The sequence below is a fragment of the Aestuariivivens sediminis genome (genome assembly GCF_022662105.1).
GTDB lineage: Bacteria > Bacteroidota > Bacteroidia > Flavobacteriales > Flavobacteriaceae > Aestuariivivens > Aestuariivivens sediminis.
Genome location: NZ_JAKMCP010000002.1, coordinates 169,370 through 188,044, shown reverse-complemented (window position 1 = coordinate 188,044; position 18,675 = coordinate 169,370). Strand labels below are relative to the sequence as shown.

The window sequence follows — 18,675 nt, the reverse complement described above, 5'->3', positions numbered from 1 at the left end:
ACGAAATAATATGGATTTAATAGTAAAATTTTTGCCTGCTTTTGGGGTTTTAGGCCTTTTATTTGTTATTGTGAAAAACCATTGGATTAAAAAACAAGACGCGGGGTCTCAAAAAATGACCAATATAGCCAAACATATTGCCGATGGGGCCATGTCATTTTTAAAAGCAGAATATAAAGTTTTGGCCATTTTTGTAATAACCGTGGCCATTTTATTATTCTTAAAGGGGAACTCTGAGTTTCAGCAATTAGATCCGGTTACGGGGAAACCCATTTCGCATTGGATGGTGGCCATATCCTTCATTGTTGGGGCAATTTGTTCGGCGTTGGCTGGATTCATAGGCATGCGAGTGGCAACAAAGGCTAATGTAAGGACAACGCAGGCAGCCCGAACCTCATTAGGAAAGGCCCTGGAAGTCGCATTTGCCGGTGGTTCCGTTATGGGACTCGGTGTTGTGGGCTTAGGCGTTTTAGGGCTAAGTAGCTTGTTCATTATATATCAAAATCTATGGCCGGGTTCAGAAAGTATTCCTATGGTGCTGAATGTGCTTTCTGGGTTTTCTCTAGGAGCGTCATCCATCGCCCTATTTGCCCGTGTAGGTGGTGGTATTTATACCAAAGCGGCCGATGTTGGAGCAGATTTGGTTGGGAAGGTTGAGGCCGGTATTCCGGAAGACCATCCGTTAAACCCCGCTACAATAGCGGATAACGTTGGCGATAATGTGGGCGATGTTGCCGGTATGGGGGCCGATTTGTTCGAATCCTATGTGGGGTCTATTATTGGGACTATGGTATTGGGAGCGTTTATTTTCACTCCTGAATTCGGGGGGTTAGGCGCTGTATATTTACCATTGGTCTTGGCAGCTATTGGTATTGTTATGTCCATAATAGGGACTCTTTTTGTAAAGGTAAAGGACGGAGGCTCACCTCATAAAGCATTGAATTTGGGAGAATTCGGTTCAGGTTCACTCATGATTGTTGCCTCCTATTTTATCATAGACATCATGATTCCGGATAGCGTTGAGGGATTACCTTTTGGGTCCTTTGGGGTATTTATGGCAACGCTTGCTGGTTTAATTGCGGGATTCTTGGTAGGAAAAGTTACTGAGTATTACACAGGAACGGACACCAAACCAGTAACCTCAATTGTTAAGCAATCAGAAACAGGTTCGGCTACCAATATTATTGCAGGATTGGGCGTCGGGATGATGTCTACTGCCATTCCTATCCTTTTAATCGCGGTTGCCATATTGGTGTCACATTATTATGCTGGTCTGTATGGAATCGCCATTGCAGCTGTGGGTATGCTGGCCAACACAGGGATTCAGTTGGCCGTTGATGCTTACGGTCCCATTTCGGATAATGCCGGAGGTATTGCCGAAATGGCCGAATTACCAAAAGAAGTTCGTGAGCGTACTGATAAGTTGGATGCAGTAGGGAATACCACCGCTGCTATCGGTAAAGGTTTTGCCATTGCCTCGGCAGCCTTAACGGCATTGGCCTTATTTGTGGCCTTTATGAAAACGGCGGGAGTGACTGCCATAGATGTGTCGCAACCCAAAATTATGGCCGGCTTGTTGGTTGGTGGGATGTTGCCATTTGTGTTTTCGGCCTTATCCATGAAGGCTGTGGGACGAGCCGCCATGGCCATGATTGAAGAGGTGCGTCGCCAATTTAGGGACATTCCCCAATTGCATGCAGCTCTTGAAATTATGAGAAAATATAATTCGGATATGTCCAAGGCCTCGGCAGCCGATAGAAAAATATTTGATGAAGCAGATGGCTATGCTGAATATGAAAAATGTGTAGAAATTTCTACTCAAGCCTCCATTAGGGAAATGGTATTTCCGGGCTTGCTGGCCATTGCGGTACCAGTAGCTGTTGGTTTTATTGGAGGAGCGGAAATGTTAGGAGGTCTATTGGCAGGAGTGACTACCTGTGGGGTGCTCATGGCTATTTTCCAATCTAATGCCGGAGGGGCATGGGATAATGCTAAAAAAATGATTGAAGCTGATGGTAGAAAAGGTACCGATGCCCATAAAGCGGCTGTCGTTGGCGATACCGTTGGAGATCCATTTAAAGATACCTCAGGACCTTCATTGAATATATTGTTAAAGTTGATGAGTGTTGTCGCTTTGGTCATTGCTCCAAGTATAGCCTTGTCATCCGACTCCTTAACTGCCTATAATGGCAATACCAATCCAGTTGAGGTCTCCAAGGAAATTAAAGTAAAAATGACCCCGAACAATGACGGTACTGTTAAAGCTGTTGTAACTACAGTGACCATTCAAAACGGAGAAACATCAACGGCCTATGAGACCTTTGAAGGTTCTGAAGCTGAAGTTAATGCGCATATTGCATCTTTAAAGGAAGATACCGAAGGGATGCCATCCAAAAAAGTAACTGAGGAAATACGTGCGGAGGTTATGGAGTAACCCAGTTTATATCAATAAAAAAGAAATACGTTGTTATGATCCTATTGCGGTTCAAAAACAACGTATTTTTTTTATAACATGATGAAACATGGGTATTGCACCGGTTAGGTGTGATCTCATCTGAGGCATTATCGTGATGATGGTGAATGGAATTAAAACAAGCCGTGTATTTCGGCATCAATTCTATTGATAACTTGCCCCAAATCTTCCGGGCTATCAACAAAATTGAGTTTATCGACATCGATTATAAGTAACTTCCCCTTAGTATAATCATGGACCCACGCTTCGTAGCGTTCATTTAAACGACTTAAATAATCGATGCTAATGGAGTTTTCGTAATCACGACCGCGTTTGTGTATCTGAGAAACCAAATTTGGAATGGAACTGCGCAGGTAAATTAACACATCGGGTCCTTGAACTAAGGACTCCATTAAATCGAATAGGGCACGGTAATTCTCATAATCCCTATTGGTCATTAAACCCATAGCATGTAAATTTGGAGCGAAAATATGGGCATCCTCGTAAATCGTGCGATCCTGTATAATATTTTTCCCGCTTTGCCTTATTTGTAACACCTGACGAAAACGACTGTTCAAAAAGTACACCTGTAAATTAAAACTCCAACGCTCCATTTGATTGTAAAAGTCGTCTAAGTACGGATTGTCTACAACATCTTCCAATTGGGGTTCCCATTTATAGTGTTTGGCTAGTAACTTTGTAAGTGTCGTTTTTCCAGCACCAATGTTTCCGGCAATTGCAATGTGCATAGTTTTAATTTATTTTTAAGAGGTATTTGTACAGAAAATTTGAATCGTAAATATACAAGGTTTCGTTGGTTACAAAAAAATGAGTTATCAACAAATTTTCAGTTTTTATGGGAATGGGATTTCCCGAATTCTGCTTGATATAAAATAAATCATTTCCTTTCTTAAGTACCAAATCTCCGTTTTTTTCCGAGACCCTGGTAAAGCCATCATTTTTCATTTTACCCAAAAGACTTCCAAAATAATTGTACACATATAAATACCTTTTAGTAAGCAACCAACAGGTATTGTAGTTGCTTTTTAAGTCTAAAACTTCGGTTTGTACAGGAAGGGTTTTTGCTCTTGTTGTATCACTTTTATAATCGTAAAGTTCGAGTTCTTGGGTATCTATATTAAATATCCAGAGCGTGTTATCATACCCGGTAGACACATGAGTAATGTTTCTGTATTTGGCACGGGCATTAAAATCTATTTTAAAAATTTCAGCCAGTCTGTTATCCAGAATGACAACCGTGTTGAAGTCCTTGTAAAACAAATTTATTTTAAGCGGGTTAAATATGTTCGCACAGGTTAAGGTTCCTAAATTCAAATTGTTATAGCTTAGAAGCGTATTGGTATTTTTTTTGTAAAATACATTATTTTGAATGTAATAGGACGATTCAAAATTATCTATGCCTACCAAAGTGTCTACCATCAGGTTTGTTTTATTGATAAAAACAGGGTCTATGCGTTCTTGAGAATACAGCGATAACGAAAAAAATAAAAAAAGATAAACTAAATGCTTCATGTCGGACAGGAAAAGTACAAAAATCAAATCACAATCAGCAAATTAACTTGTAGCCAAATCCACGTACATTGATTATTTGTATGTTTTTATCTGAACTCAGTTTCTTTCTTAGTTTAGTAATGAAGACATCCATACTACGGGCGCTAAAAAAATCGTCGTTCCCCCAGAGTTCCTTTAAAATTAGGGAGCGATCTAAAACCTGATTTCTGTTTTTAACCAAATGAAACAATAAATGCGCTTCACGGTGGGTTAATTGAACGGCGACTGAATCCTTGAATTGGAGCAGTTGTTTCGTGAAATTAAAGCTATATTGCCCTAAGTATAAAATATCAGAGGTTTGCTGAAGTTTGGTTCTATGGAGTAAATTGTGGATGCGAACAATGAGCTCTTCCATGCTAAAGGGTTTTTTTAAATAATCATTGCCTCCTAAAGAAAATCCTTTTACAACATCTTGTGTCTGGGATTTGGCGGTTAAAAAAATTATTGGGATGGCGGCATCCAAGGTTCTAATGTCTTTTGCCAAGGTGAATCCATCTTTCTTGGGCATCATAACATCTAATACCAACAATTCAGGAGATTCTTTTTGATAAACCTCAAAAGCCACCTCTCCATTTTCACATAACAATACTTTAAAGTTACGGGTCTCGAGACTTTCTTTAATGATTTGTCCCAATGCCGGTTCGTCCTCTGCTAAAAGTATGGTCGTCATCTTATTCATTTGGAAGGGTTATTTTAAATTGAGTACCCTTGGGATCCACATGGACAACAATATGACCATTGTGTTTTTCAATAATCTTTCGCGTGTAGTAGAGCCCTATCCCAAAACCTTTGACATCGTGGGTGTTGCCCTTGGGCACGCGATAGAACTTTTCAAATATTTTATCTTTATGGGTCTCCTTTAAAGCGGTTCCGTTATCAGATATGTTTATGCCATATGTGGTGCGATCGGCTGAAACCTCAACATTTATAGTGTCACCTCCATATTTAACGGCGTTATCCAATATATTGTTAATCGCATTTTCCATATGGAAGGCATCAACCTGTGCCAGGATCTTTGTAGAACCTGTCTTGAAAATAAATTGCTTTTGGGGGTTTTGAACCTTATAGTGTTCCAACAATCCGGTCAATAATTCAAGGATATCTAAAGGCTCTTTATGGAGTTCCAGGGATTCACTGTCCAAAGTTGCGGTTTCCAATAGTTTTTCAACCATGGTGTTTAATTTGTGAAGTTGGGCAGAAGACATCTCTACATAGGCTTTGGTTTTATCTTTATCTTCAATAACATTGAAATTACGAATACCCTCAAGGGCAACGCCAATGGTGGCAATTGGAGTTTTAAATTCATGAGTAATATTGCTTATTAAATCGTTTTTTACTTCGGCCAATTGTTTCTGATGTTTTATGATTCTTAATAAATAAAATAAACAGCTGATAACGGCAATAACCAGTAAGGTAGAAATTAAAATACTGGATAATATGCGCTTTAATACCATTTGGGTAATATTTGAGAATTGAATGTTTAAAGAACTGTCGAGAGGTAAATAGTTTGAGGAGGAATTGACCGTTAATGGTGTATCACTGAAACGCGTGTTATTTATATGTTGAATTTCAAGTGTCGCATTTTGAAAGGACAGATTATATGGAATTTCCAGTTGCTTACTTTGCAATTCTTTTTTGAGTAGGCTATCGATTTGGGTGAGTTGCAAGGAATCGGAAGTCATGGAGACTATCACTTTTGAAGTAAGCATGCCGAATGCTTTAATACCTAAGGTATCCGGAGAAACGGTGTTTTCGATATCCTTTATAACAATTTTATTCGTCTGCCATGTTTTAGGGTTAAAGGTATCTGATGCCCTGCTAACCAATCTTGAATGGCTATTGTCATTGAACGCAATTTTAAGAGAATCCCCGGGAGGGAAGTTTTTTGTCATCCTTTTTAGCTCATGTATAATACTATCCATATGCGCTTTATCCGAGACCGTTTTATGGGAGTTAAAGGCCAGGGCCAATGTTTTGGTTTGTGCCAGATGCGCAAAATAGGTTTCAACCGCATGGTCTAAACTTAATTGAACATCATTAATAAGGCGTTGTTTATTGGACAGGTAGTTTTTGTAATTCCAATAGACCTGAACACATATGGTGCCCAATATGACAACAACAATGACATATAATATCCATCTGAATCTAACTGCGTTCATAGTCCAAAAATAAATGGAAAATTACTATAAAACCAATGGGTTAACACTCGTTAACACTAGTTAACGCTTTTTCCCAAAAGGATGTATCAATTTTGTAGAGTTAATTTTAATCGAATCAAAAAATGAAACAGTTTTTAATTTTAGTATTTATCATGTCCATTTCCGCAGGAAATTGGGCACAGGACTTTCAAGGTATTGCTACCTATAAGACCAAACGCCAATTACATATTCCTCTGGACAGTACTCAGATGAATTCCGAGATGTACCAACGTATGATAGAGATGCTTAAAAAGCAATTTGAAAAGACCTTTATCCTAACATTCAACAAAGAAGCGTCTGTATATAAGGAGGATGAAAAACTGGGCGCTCCTCAAACAGGAAATATGACCATGATGGTGGTGTCTTCCGAGGGTTCGGATGTTCTATATAAGAATATGAAGACCAAACGATACACCTCACAAAATGAATTTTTTGGAAAACTATTTTTAGTTAAGGATGATCTCGAAAAATGGGATTGGACTCTTGAGAATGAAACCAAAACCATTGGAAAATATACGTGTTATAAGGCCACAATGACACGACATGTTGAAGTGATTCAAGGTGGAATAAGTGTCAATGGAGAAAAAAATTTGAATACAGAATCCCATATGGAGCCAAAAATGAGAGCGGTAAAGATCACCGCCTGGTATACACCGGAAATACCATTAAATAACGGACCGGCAAGATATTATGGATTACCAGGCCTGATATTAGAGGTGAATGATGGCGAAGAAACCATACTGTGCAGTAAAATTGTACTTTATCCGGATAAGGAGCTGGAGATTAAAGAACCTCAAAAGGGAAAAGAAGTCAATCGGGAGGACTATGATGCTATTGTTGAGCGTAAAATGCAGGAAGAACAAGAGCGGTTTAATGGCGGCAGGCATGATGGTGAGCGTATTGAAATTCGAATAGGAGGCTGAATTTAAGAATATATTAAGCATAAATGCATTAAACCAAATGGTTTGGCATGGGTCTAACGGTAATAGTATATTAGTGCCATGAGCTAATAAAACAGAATAGACATGTTATTCCATTTGTTAAACCGCCGAATCGCCATTATTTTAATGGGGGCATCATTATTGTCATTCGGACAAACTAATTTTCAGGGTCAGGCGTATTACGAGTCGAAAACGACTATAGATATGAACAACTTCGGGGGGGGACAGTTAAGTGAAGAACGTAAAAAACAAATTGCAGATCGCATGAAAAGTGCCTTAGAAAAAACCTATGTTTTGATCTTCAATCAAACAGAATCCCTTTACAGAGAAGAGGAGCGCCTGGAGGCTCCCGGGCAGGGGCGAGGTTTTCGGTTTGGAATGATGAGTACTGGAGGTGACTTGTATAAAAATGTCAAGTTAAAACAGTATTTACAGGAACAAGAGTTAATGGGTAAGCAATTTTTAGTGAAAGACAGTTTACAGGATATAAAATGGCAGTTAGGATCAGAAACCAAGACCATAGGACAATACACCTGTTTTAAAGCTACGGCAACGAAAAAGGCGGATTTCGATTTTAGCCCTTTTAGGCGCAGGCCTGCAAATGATAAACCCCAAGACTCCACCAATACCCAAAATGACAAGAAGAATGAGGAAGATCCCGAACCATCCCGTGAAGTGGTGGTTACCGTTTGGTATACACCACAGATTCCGATTAATCAGGGACCGGATACCTATTGGGGACTACCGGGGTTAATTTTGGAGGTCAATGCCGATAGAACGACCATTTTATGTTCTAAAATAATTATAAACCCCTCCGATAAAGAAACCATAAAGGTCCCCTCAAAAGGGAAAGAAGTGTCCCAGTCCGAGTATGATCAAATCATGAAGGAAAAAACAGAAGAAATGCGGGAGATGTTTAGAGGCAGAGGAGGTCGTGGCGGTGGCAGAAGACCTTAAATTTATCAATAACCAACCTAAAGAACAACAATTAATGAAGAGATTTACTATTGTTATTTTTCTATGTTTAGCAAGTTTATCTTTTGCCCAAATAAAACTTGAAGGCGTAGTAAAGGATAGTATTGGCAGTCCCTTGGAGTTGGCCAATGTTATTGCCATTAATCAGGGAACCCAAAAATTGGACTCCTATGGTATAACGAATGACGATGGCTATTATAGGTTATCTTTAGAAAAAAATACCAATTATAAAATACAGGTGAGTTACATCGGGATGAAAACGACCCAGGTCGATGTACAAACGGAAGAGATAGATTTAACCCAAAATGTCACACTCCAAAGCGATACCACCCTGGATGAAATTGAATTGGTTTACGAAATGCCCGTAACCATTAAGGGCGATACTATTGTGTATAATGCCGATTCCTTTACTTCGGGGACCGAGCGAAAACTGGGGGATGTACTCAACAAATTACCGGGAGTGGAAGTTAATGATGACGGTCAGATTGAAGTGGAAGGGAAGGCGGTAAGTAAGGTAATGGTTGAAGGCAAGGATTTTTTTGATGGGGATTCGAAATTGGCTACCCAAAACATACCGGCAAATGCCGTCGATAAGGTTGAGGTTCTTAAAAATTATGCCGAAGTGGGGCAATTAAGCGGTGTCACCAACAATCAGGATAATATTGCCATAAATATTAAATTGAAAGCAGGCAAAAAGAATTTTTGGTTTGGTAATGTCACTGCAGGGGCTGGTGGTGCTGATGATAAACCCTTGTATTTGGCACAACCAAAACTGTTCCACTACAGTCCGGAGCACAGCTTAAATTTTATTGGAGATTTAAATAATATTGGTGAAATAGCCTTTACCCGACGCGATTATTTCAATTTTACCGGAGGGTTTAGGAATCCCAGTAGGAGTAGTGGAACCAACATTAATCTGGGGAGCAATAATTTGGGCTTTTTAACCCTGCAAAATAATAGGGCCAAGGACATAAATACCAAATTTGGTGCGGCCAATTTTAGCTATTCGCCCAAAAAGACCCTGGATCTCAGTGGTTTTGCCATTTTTTTAAGCAGTCGAACAGAATTGCAAGAGAATAGTTCTGTAATTTACACCAACCCAGATTTAAATATTCCTGACGAAACTACCGAAAGTCATACCGCACAGCGAAGCGATTTGGCTATGGCTAAGTTGAGCGCCAAATATAAACCCAATACGGATAATCAATTGGATTACGACGTTTTGGCAAGAACTTCAAAAGAATCTCAGGATCAGCTATTTTTCTCTTCGGTTAATGGCAACATAAACGAATTCGAAAATGCCAAGCCATACAGTATCCATCAAAATCTGAATTATTATTATACTTTGGATGAGGCCAATATTTTTGCACTGGAGGTACAACACTTGCTGCAAGATGAAGACCCGTTTTATAATGCCGTACTGGAGGATAAAGACAGCTATGCCAATACAGCCGCTGTTTTAGGTTTTGATGACATGCAGACTTTTTATGATGTTGCGCAAGAAAAACGTGTAAAATCTAATCAATTGGATGCCAAATTGGATTATTGGAACATTTTAAATACGAAAAGTGATATTAATTTCACATGGGGAACCATTTACAGCAAACAGGATTTTAATTCGGATATTTTCCAATTCCTTGATAATGGGTCAACCTTTAACAATGAACCCACCATAAACGATGGGTTGGATGTCAATGCTATTGGATATCGGTTTTCCGATGTGTATTTAGGAGTGCATTACCGCTTAAAATCGGGAATTTTTACCTTCACCCCCGGATTTTCAGCCCATGCCTACAGCGCTAAGAACAAGCAGTTTGGAGAGCGATTTACCGATAATTTTTTCAGGCTTTTACCCGATTTTAATACGAGAATCCAATTGAAAAAGAGCGAACAGATTATCTTTAACTATGGTATGCGTACCCAGTTTACCGATATAAACCAGTTTGCAAGTGGATTGGTGTTAAATAGTTATCGTTCTATATTTTCGGGAAATCCGGAATTGGAAAGTGCCTTATCACACCAGGTGAACTTGTCCTACTTTAGTTTTAATATGTTTAATTATACTAATGTCAATGGGCGTTTAAGCTACAGCAAGACCGTTGATAGAATTAGAACAACCTCTCAGTTTCAGCCTGGGAGCGTGGTACGCGTGAGTACACCCTTTAATTCGGATTTAGCCGATGAAAATGCCAGTGCCAGTGGGCGCTTTCAAAAAACTTTAGGAAAATTCAGGGGAACCCTAAGCGGAAACTTTAATTACAGTAAATTCAACCAAATTGTTAATGGTATACGCTCTGTTAACGAAAATTATTCACACAGTTATCGCGGGGAGTTACGGACTAATTTTAGGGAGGCCCCCAATTTTGAACTGGGTTACCGTTATAGTATCCAAGATAACGATCAAGGGAATAGACGAACTAAATTTTTTACTAAAGCACCATCCATAGAGTTTGATGCCCTTATTTTTAAATCGGTTACCTTTAAAACCGAATATTCCTATAATAGTTTTAGTGACGAGGATAAGAAAATTAACGATTTTGAGTTTTGGGATGCCTCCTTATCCTACCGAAAAAATACGGATAGCAAATGGGAGTACGTCATAAAGGCCACTAACCTGTTAGACACCCAGTCCCAAAATACCAGTCGATCCGGTAATATTTCAGTAAGCGCCACCGAGTATTTTATTCAACCCCGTTTTATCACGTTTAGATTGCGGTATGAGTTGTGACACACAGGACCAGAATCGCAGATAAAAATCGCGTGGTATTGCATTCTGAAAGTTATGCGTACAAATGGTGAACCGCATGCCTAAACGTTTTACTTTTTATAGTTAGGGATCCTTTAAAAACTCCTGTGAATTTTTAAAATTCACAGGAGTTTTTCAGAAATTCACAGGAGTTTTTGTGATATTGCTGCCAGGACCTTTATCGATAAGAGCCTGGGGATTAATGAATGTTGGCTTAAGCGACGCCTAAAAGGACGAGATGCCTTGAGAGGTTTGGGCCTGTGGTGTTCCAATGGCCATATCAGGAGTCTATCCCTGGCATTTTGAAATCCATACTTTTAAGATGAGTAAAGATCCTGTTTTACAACAAAAAAAGACCGCTTAATAGCGGTCTTATGAATCGTTTTATTTCATTTATTTATAACCCAAAGGCCTTTTTTACCCTATCCACATAATCCAATTTTTCCCAGGTAAACAATTCCACCTCTAAGGTAACGCTTTCCCCATTGGGTTGCGAAAAGGTTTTGGTAACGGTTTCGTTAGTCCGTCCCATATGGCCATAGGCTGCTGTTTCACTGTAAATGGGTGCACGTAGTTTCAGGCGTTCTTCAATTGCGTATGGTCGCATATCAAATATTTCCGATACTTTTTCAGCAATTTCACCATCGGTCATGTTAAACGGACAGGTACCATAGGTATTAATAAAAATGCCCATAGGTTCTACTACACCAATGGCATAACTCACCTGCACAAGTACTTCTTCGGCAACTCCGGCAGCTACTAGATTTTTAGCGATATGGCGTGTGGCGTATGCCGCACTTCGATCTACTTTACTCGGATCCTTACCCGAAAAGGCACCTCCCCCGTGAGCGCCTTTACCGCCATAGGTGTCCACGACAATTTTACGCCCTGTTAGTCCGGTATCACCGTGGGGTCCACCAATAACAAATTTACCTGTAGGGTTTATATGGTATTTAATATCACTATTGAACAAGGTTTGGGTTTTTTCAGGCAAGGAAGCCATAACCCTTGGGATTAAGATGCCTATAATATCTTTCCTTATTTTGGTAAGCATGGTGTCCTCATCGGCAAATTCGTCATGCTGAGTGGAGAGTACAATGGTATCTATTCGCAGCGGGAGGTTATCATCGCTGTATTCAATTGTAATTTGTGCTTTAGAATCGGGTCTTAAATAGGTGATGTCTTTATGTTCTCTTCGCAATGCGGCAAGTTCCTTTAACATGCGATGGGATAAATCCAAACCCAGGGGCATGTAGTTTTCGGTTTCATTTGTGGCATAACCAAACATCATTCCCTGGTCGCCGGCACCTTGCTCCTCTTTACGAGCTCGGTCTACCCCACGATTAATATCGTCCGATTGCTCATGAATCGCCGAAAACACGCCGCAGGAATTACCATCAAACATGTATTCGCCTTTGGTATAACCAATTTTATTGATGGTATCCCGAGCAATTTTTTGTACATCCAAATAGGTATGGGATTTGACTTCACCGGCAAGTACCACCTGACCTGTTGTAACCAGTGTTTCACAAGCCACTTTAGAATCGACGTCAAAGGCTAAAAAATTATCGATCAATGCATCACTAATCTGGTCTGCGACCTTATCGGGATGTCCTTCAGAAACACTTTCCGAAGTAAATAAATAAGACATATAGTATCATTTAACGGAAGATTTGACGAGGGCGTCAAAGGAAGTTTACACTGCCTTTAGCATTTTTCATGCCGCACTTGTTACGGCATCTCATCCTCGATTTTATCGATTCAGAAAGAGGTTGCAATCAGTCAAATCTATCCTCTGTTGTTTTGTGTTGGCAAAATTAAAAAAATAAAAAGAAATGCAAGTTGATTTTAACTTTTTTCAAAAATAAATTGGCGGATAAGATTAATTTATAAATATTTGCACGGTAAAGATGAACAGACAACGTTTACATATTATTTCTTTAATAGTCCTTGTGGTGAGGTCACGGCATTAGGGAGATGATATGAAAGAAATATAAACTTTATAAAGCCTTCCTGTATCGGAAGGTTTTTTTGTGGTATATTTTTAATTTTTTGGACATCATAAAAATAATGTTTTAAAATGTTGTAAACCAATACTTTAAAAGAATAATGGAGGTGCTGGATTTAAACGCGAAAAACCCTTAAAATATAGAATTAAATAAGTAAACATTTAATTTCGTAGCAATTTTAAAGCATTATTGATTTTTCAAGTAAATTCTTAAATAACAAGAATATTTTTAATAATTAAGAAGTTAAGCAAAATTTTTTGCAAAATATATGAAGGCGCTTAATAAATATAGTAGAAGGTTAACCCAGGATGAATCCCAACCCGCTTCTCAAGCCATGTTATATGCGGTAGGTCTCACCGATGAAGATATGCAAAAGCCTCAAATTGGAATTGCCAGTACTGGCTATGATGGCAATCCTTGCAATATGCATTTAAATGGTTTGGCGGCTGAGGTCAAGATGGAATGCAATATGGCCAATATGGTTGGTTTAGGTTTTAACACCATTGGGGTTAGCGATGGTATTTCCATGGGAACCTCGGGGATGAATTATTCTCTTGTTTCAAGGGATATTATTGCGGATTCCATTGAAACGGTAATGCATGCTCAAAGTTATGACGCTTTAGTTTCAGTTGTGGGCTGTGACAAAAATATGCCCGGGGCCGTTATCGCCATGTTACGATTAAACAGGCCTTCTATTATGATGTACGGGGGGACAATTGCATCGGGAAACTATAAAGGGAGAAAATTAAATATCGTATCGGCTTTTGAAGCATTAGGTCAAAAAGTGGCGGGTGAAATCGATGATGATGAATATAGAGAAATTATTAAACGGGCCATTCCGGGAGCTGGGGCTTGTGGCGGGATGTACACGGCCAATACCATGGCGTCAGCTATTGAGTGCATGGGCTTTGCATTGCCATATAACTCCTCTATTCCAGCCGAAAATCCGAATAAGTTATCGGAAGCCGAACGCACGGCGAGGGCGATAAAAAATCTGTTGGAATTGGATTTAAAACCTTTGGATATTATTTCTAAAAAATCCATTGAGAATGCTATTGCTCTGGTCAATGCTCTTGGGGGGTCTACCAATGCGGTATTGCATTTTTTGGCCATAGCACATGCCGCCGATATAGAGTTTACCTTAGCCGATTTTCAGCGTGTTAGTGATAGAACACCTTTAATTGCCGATTTAAAACCTTCCGGTAAATATTTGATGGAAGATGTTCATGGTATTGGAGGAACACCTGCTGTGATGAAATATTTATTGGACCAGGGCTATTTACATGGGGATTGTTTAACCGTTACAGGAAAGACCTTGGCTGAAAACTTGAAGGACGTTGAACCCTTGAAGTTTGAAAATGATCAGGATGTGATTTATCCAACAGATAAAGCCTTAAAATCATCGGGTAATTTGCAGATCCTCTATGGAAACTTGGCTACGGAAGGAGCGGTGGCCAAAATATCCGGAAAGGAGGGATTGGTGTTTGAAGGTAAAGCCGTGGTCTATGATGGTGAGCAATCTGCCAACACAGGCATTTCGAATGGTGAAGTAGAAAAAGGAGATGTGGTGGTGATTCGCTATGTTGGGCCTAAGGGAGGACCGGGTATGCCAGAAATGTTAAAGCCGACGTCCTTGATCATGGGTGCGGGTTTAGGAAAGTCGGTAGCCTTAATCACCGATGGACGATTCTCGGGAGGAACTCACGGTTTTGTGGTAGGACATATAACCCCTGAAGCACAAACAGGTGGAGCGATTGGTTTGATAAAAACAGGGGACACCATTAGAATTAGTGCCGAAGATAATTCCATTAACGTACTGCTTTCTGATGATGAATTAGCCGAACGTAAAGCGCAATGGAATGCTCCGGAATTAAAACATAAAAAAGGAATATTATACAAATACGCAAAATCGGTAGCATCAGCGTCAAAAGGTTGTGTTACGGATGCATTTTAATTTTCTGCCAGGCAGGAAGCTTTCAAATAATTATGGATTATGAAAGATACACAAACTTTAGAAACTATCAAGTCCTCAGCAATGGTGACTGAGCGCATCAGCGGAAGTGAGGCCATTATAAAATGTTTAATCGCCGAGGGCGTTGATGTCCTTTACGGTTATCCTGGAGGAGCCATCATGCCGGTTTATGATGAGCTGTTCAAGTATCAGGATCGAATTCACCATGTCCTAACGCGTCATGAGCAAGGAGCGGCGCATGCTGCACAGGGTTATGCCAGAATCTCAGGACGGGTGGGTGTGGCCATGGCAACCTCAGGACCGGGGGCTACCAATTTAATTACCGGAATAGCCGATGCACAAATAGACTCTACTCCCTTAGTATGTATAACGGGACAAGTGCCTTCCCACCTGTTAGGGAGCGATGCTTTTCAAGAGACGGATATTGTTGGTATTTCAACACCGGTAACCAAATGGAATCACCAGGTTACCGATGCTTCGGAAATTCCTGAAGTCATCGCTAAGGCTTTTTATATTGCCAAGAGTGGACGTCCGGGCCCCGTATTGATTGATATTACCAAAAATGCACAGTTCGGGGAATTGGACTTTAAATACGAAAAATGTACAGGAGTAAGAAGTTATATTCCCGTACCTAAAACCAATCCTGAGACCTTAAAGGCAGCGGCTGATATCATTAATGGAGCAAAAAAACCAATGATTGTCTGGGGGCAGGGGATTATTTTAAGTGAAGCTGAGGAGGAATTGAAAGCCGTTATTGAAAAAGCAGGTATTCCTTCTGCGTGGACCATTATGGGAGCTTCAGCCATTCCAACAGCACATCCATTAAATGTGGGGATGGTAGGCATGCACGGTAACTATGCTCCCAATGTGTTAACCAACCAGTGCGATGTTCTCATCGCCATAGGTATGCGTTTTGACGATCGTGTTACAGGGGATTTAAAAACCTATGCGAAGCAGGCTAAAATCATACATTTTGAAATAGATCCTGCCGAGGTGGATAAAAATGTAAAAACGGATGTGGCTGTTTTGGGTGATGCCAAGGCCAGTTTAAAAGCCTTACTGCCTTTACTAAAGAAAAACACACACGATAACTGGCTTCAAGAGTTTAAAAAGCTGTATGATATTGAGTTTGAAAAAGTCATTAAGCATGATATTTCACCGTCCAAGGAAGGGTTGACTATGGGAGAGGTCCTTAAAGAAATCAACAGACATAGTAAAGGGGATGCCGCCATAGTTTCTGATGTGGGACAACACCAAATGATTGCGTGCCGATATTCTGAGTTTAATAAAACCAAAAGTAATATTACTTCCGGAGGTTTAGGAACCATGGGATTTGCACTTCCAGCAGCTATGGGTGCTAAGATGGCAGAGCCTGAACGCGATGTTGTCGCCATTATTGGAGACGGTGGTTTCCAGATGAATATACAGGAATTGGGAACTATTTTCCAAACTCAAATTCCGGTTAAAATTGTGGTGTTAAACAATGAATTTTTAGGAATGGTGCGCCAATGGCAACAGTTGTTTTTCGATAAGCGATATGCCTCGACGGAAATGACCAATCCGGATTTTGTAACCATTGCCAAGGGATATCATTTAGAAGCGCAAAAAGTGACCAAAAGAGAGGAATTAGCCGATGCCGTTAAAGCTATGATGGCGTCGGATAAGGCTTACTTCTTAGAGGTATGTGTAGAAAAGGAAGATAACGTATTTCCCATGATACCTTCCGGGGCATCGGTTTCGGATATTCGATTAAGCTAAATTATAAAAACATGAACGAAGAGATAAAAACCTTTACGATTTCAATATATACCGAAAACAATATCGGTTTGCTTAATCGTATTTCAGCAATTTTTCAGCGTAGACACGTCAATATAGAAAGTTTAACCACATCACAATCAGAGATCGAGGGGGTTAACCGTTTTGTCATTGTAGTCAATATTTCTGAATCACAAGCTAAAAAAATTATTGGTCAGATTGAAAAACAAGTTGAGACCATAAAAGCCTATTATCATACAGATGAAGAAACTATTTTTACGGAGTCTTGTATGTTTAAGATTAAATCCGATTTACTGTTTGAAGAACCTCAAATTCAAAATATCATTAAAGACAGCGATACTCGAATAGTGACCGTTAATAAGGAGTTTTTTGTACTGGAGAAATCGGGTCGGCGTCACGAAATAGAAGAATTACGGAAAGCTTTGAGTACGTTCGGTATCATGCAATTTGTGCGTTCAGGACGAATCGCAGTAACCAAGCAAGAAATGAAAATAACCGAAATGCTTTTAGCATTCAATAACCAATAGTAATTAAAATTAAAAATGGGAAATTATTTTAACACCTTATCATTAAGGGACAAATTAGAGCAATTATCAAAGTGTAGATTTATGGAAGCTTCAGAGTTTGAAGATGGTGTAAATGCTCTAAAGGGAAAAAAAATTGTTATCGTAGGCTGTGGTGCCCAAGGACTTAATCAGGGATTGAACATGAGGGATTCAGGATTGGATATCTCTTATACCCTTCGTAGTGCGGCCATTGCAGAGAAAAGAGCCTCTTATGTTAATGCCACCGAAAATGGGTTTAAAGTTGGAACCTATGAGGAATTAATTCCTACTGCAGATTTAGTACTTAACTTAACTCCAGATAAGCAACACACCAATGTCATTAATGCCATAATGCCTTTAATGAAAAAAGGAGCCACCTTGTCCTATTCACATGGGTTTAATATTGTGGAAGAAGGTATGCAAATCCGAAAGGATTTAACCGTAATAATGGTGGCCCCCAAATGTCCTGGATCGGAAGTAAGAGAAGAATATAAGCGAGGTTTTGGAGTGCCAACACTTATTGCTGTTCATCCTGAAAACGATCCTGAAGGTAAAGGATGGGCTCAGGCCAAGGCCTATGCCGTTGCGACCGGAGGAGATAGAGCAGGTGTTTTGGAATCCTCCTTTGTTGCTGAGGTTAAGAGTGATTTAATGGGGGAACAAACCATTTTATGCGGACTCTTGCAAACCGGTTCTATTCTTTGTTTTGATAAAATGGTTGAACAAGGTATCGATCCGGGCTATGCTTCCAAATTGATCCAATACGGCTGGGAGACCATTACCGAAGGCCTTAAATACGGTGGTGTAACCAATATGATGGACCGTTTGTCCAATCCCGCGAAAATAAAAGCATTTGACTTGTCCGAAGCCTTAAAGGATATCATGCGTCCCTTATTCCAAAAGCATATGGACGATATCATGGAAGGTAATTTTTCCAAAGGCATGATGGAAGATTGGGCCAACGACGATAAAAATTTATTGGATTGGAGGGCAGCAACGGGCGAAACAGCTTTTGAAAAAACTCCTGCCGGGGATGTTCAAATTTCGGAACAGGAATACTACGATAATGGGGTGCTTATGGTAGCCTTTGTTAGAGCAGGGGTTGAACTGGCCTTTGAATCCATGACCGAATCGGGTATTATAGACGCGTCAGCGTATTACGAATCGTTACATGAAACCCCACTTATTGCCAATACCATTGCCAGAAAGAAATTATATGAAATGAACCGGGTCATTTCCGATACAGCAGAATACGGCTGTTATTTATTTGACCATGCCTGCAAACCCTTATTAGCCGATTTTATGAAGTCGATCGATACCAATGTTATCGGCAAGGCTTTTGCAAAGGATAATGGTAAGTCTGTTGATAATGCGAAGTTGATTGCAGTGAACAAGGCGCTACGATCTCACCCTGTTGAAAAGATAGGAGCATTTTTAAGAGCTTCCATGACGGCCATGAAACCGATAGTATAATGTTAAGACCTGCCGG

General features: G+C 39.9%; 13 protein-coding genes. 8 read left to right on the top strand and 5 right to left on the bottom strand.

Features of this window, described 5'->3' with window-relative positions; all coding sequences use genetic code 11:
* Positions 1-10 precede the first annotated feature (10 nt).
* Positions 11-2,434: a sodium-translocating pyrophosphatase gene (locus tag MR054_RS05220; protein WP_242156790.1), complete on the top strand. Its 2,424-nt coding sequence runs from the start codon at positions 11-13 to the stop codon at positions 2,432-2,434.
* A 152-nt stretch (positions 2,435-2,586) separates the two neighbouring features.
* On the opposite strand, the gene MR054_RS05215 is transcribed toward MR054_RS05220, so the two are convergent.
* Genes MR054_RS05215 through MR054_RS05200 form a run of 4 tightly spaced genes read right to left on the bottom strand, consistent with a single transcriptional unit; the run spans position 2,587 to position 6,183 of the window.
* The gene (locus tag MR054_RS05215; RefSeq protein WP_242082656.1) at positions 2,587-3,201 is read right to left on the bottom strand and encodes a deoxynucleoside kinase; all 615 of its coding nucleotides are present in this window, start codon (positions 3,199-3,201) and stop codon (positions 2,587-2,589) included.
* 4 nt (positions 3,202-3,205) lie between these two features.
* The gene (locus MR054_RS05210) at positions 3,206-3,985 is read right to left on the bottom strand and encodes a hypothetical protein (RefSeq protein WP_242156788.1); all 780 of its coding nucleotides are present in this window, start codon (positions 3,983-3,985) and stop codon (positions 3,206-3,208) included.
* A 34-nt stretch (positions 3,986-4,019) separates the two neighbouring features.
* Positions 4,020-4,703, bottom strand: coding sequence for a response regulator transcription factor (locus MR054_RS05205; RefSeq protein WP_242082652.1), 684 nt, complete (start codon positions 4,701-4,703; stop codon positions 4,020-4,022).
* On the bottom strand, positions 4,696-6,183 hold the full coding sequence (locus MR054_RS05200) for a sensor histidine kinase (protein ID WP_242156786.1): 1,488 nt from the start codon (positions 6,181-6,183) through the stop codon (positions 4,696-4,698). The genes MR054_RS05205 and MR054_RS05200 overlap by 8 nt, the downstream gene beginning before the upstream one ends.
* 122 nt (positions 6,184-6,305) lie before the next feature.
* Between MR054_RS05200 and MR054_RS05195 the strand changes: the two genes are divergently transcribed.
* The 3 genes from MR054_RS05195 (at position 6,306) to MR054_RS05185 (ending at position 10,866) form a co-directional block, all read left to right on the top strand.
* Positions 6,306-7,145, top strand: a complete 840-nt coding sequence (locus MR054_RS05195) for a GLPGLI family protein (protein ID WP_242156784.1) — start codon at positions 6,306-6,308, stop codon at positions 7,143-7,145.
* Positions 7,146-7,247: 102 nt separating this feature from the next.
* Positions 7,248-8,120, top strand: coding sequence for a GLPGLI family protein (locus MR054_RS05190; RefSeq protein ID WP_242156782.1), 873 nt, complete (start codon positions 7,248-7,250; stop codon positions 8,118-8,120).
* Positions 8,121-8,154: 34 nt separating this feature from the next.
* Complete coding sequence (locus MR054_RS05185; RefSeq protein ID WP_242156780.1) at positions 8,155-10,866, top strand: carboxypeptidase regulatory-like domain-containing protein; 2,712 nt, start codon at positions 8,155-8,157, stop codon at positions 10,864-10,866.
* A gap of 415 nt (positions 10,867-11,281) precedes the next feature.
* Here MR054_RS05185 and metK read toward each other — a convergent pair whose 3' ends face one another.
* Positions 11,282-12,535: a methionine adenosyltransferase gene (gene metK / locus MR054_RS05180; RefSeq protein WP_242082643.1), complete on the bottom strand. Its 1,254-nt coding sequence runs from the start codon at positions 12,533-12,535 to the stop codon at positions 11,282-11,284.
* A gap of 626 nt (positions 12,536-13,161) precedes the next feature.
* On the opposite strand from metK, the gene ilvD reads away from it, so the two are divergent.
* The 4 genes from ilvD to ilvC are packed head-to-tail and all read left to right on the top strand — an operon-like array spanning position 13,162 to position 18,659.
* Complete coding sequence (gene ilvD / locus MR054_RS05175; RefSeq protein WP_242156778.1) at positions 13,162-14,847, top strand: dihydroxy-acid dehydratase; 1,686 nt, start codon at positions 13,162-13,164, stop codon at positions 14,845-14,847.
* A 39-nt stretch (positions 14,848-14,886) separates the two neighbouring features.
* On the top strand, positions 14,887-16,623 hold the full coding sequence (gene ilvB / locus MR054_RS05170) for a biosynthetic-type acetolactate synthase large subunit (RefSeq protein ID WP_242156776.1): 1,737 nt from the start codon (positions 14,887-14,889) through the stop codon (positions 16,621-16,623).
* 11 nt (positions 16,624-16,634) lie between these two features.
* Complete coding sequence (gene ilvN / locus MR054_RS05165; protein WP_242082635.1) at positions 16,635-17,168, top strand: acetolactate synthase small subunit; 534 nt, start codon at positions 16,635-16,637, stop codon at positions 17,166-17,168.
* Between the two features lie 15 nt (positions 17,169-17,183).
* Complete coding sequence (gene ilvC / locus MR054_RS05160) at positions 17,184-18,659, top strand: ketol-acid reductoisomerase (protein ID WP_242156774.1); 1,476 nt, start codon at positions 17,184-17,186, stop codon at positions 18,657-18,659.
* Positions 18,660-18,675 lie beyond the last annotated feature (16 nt).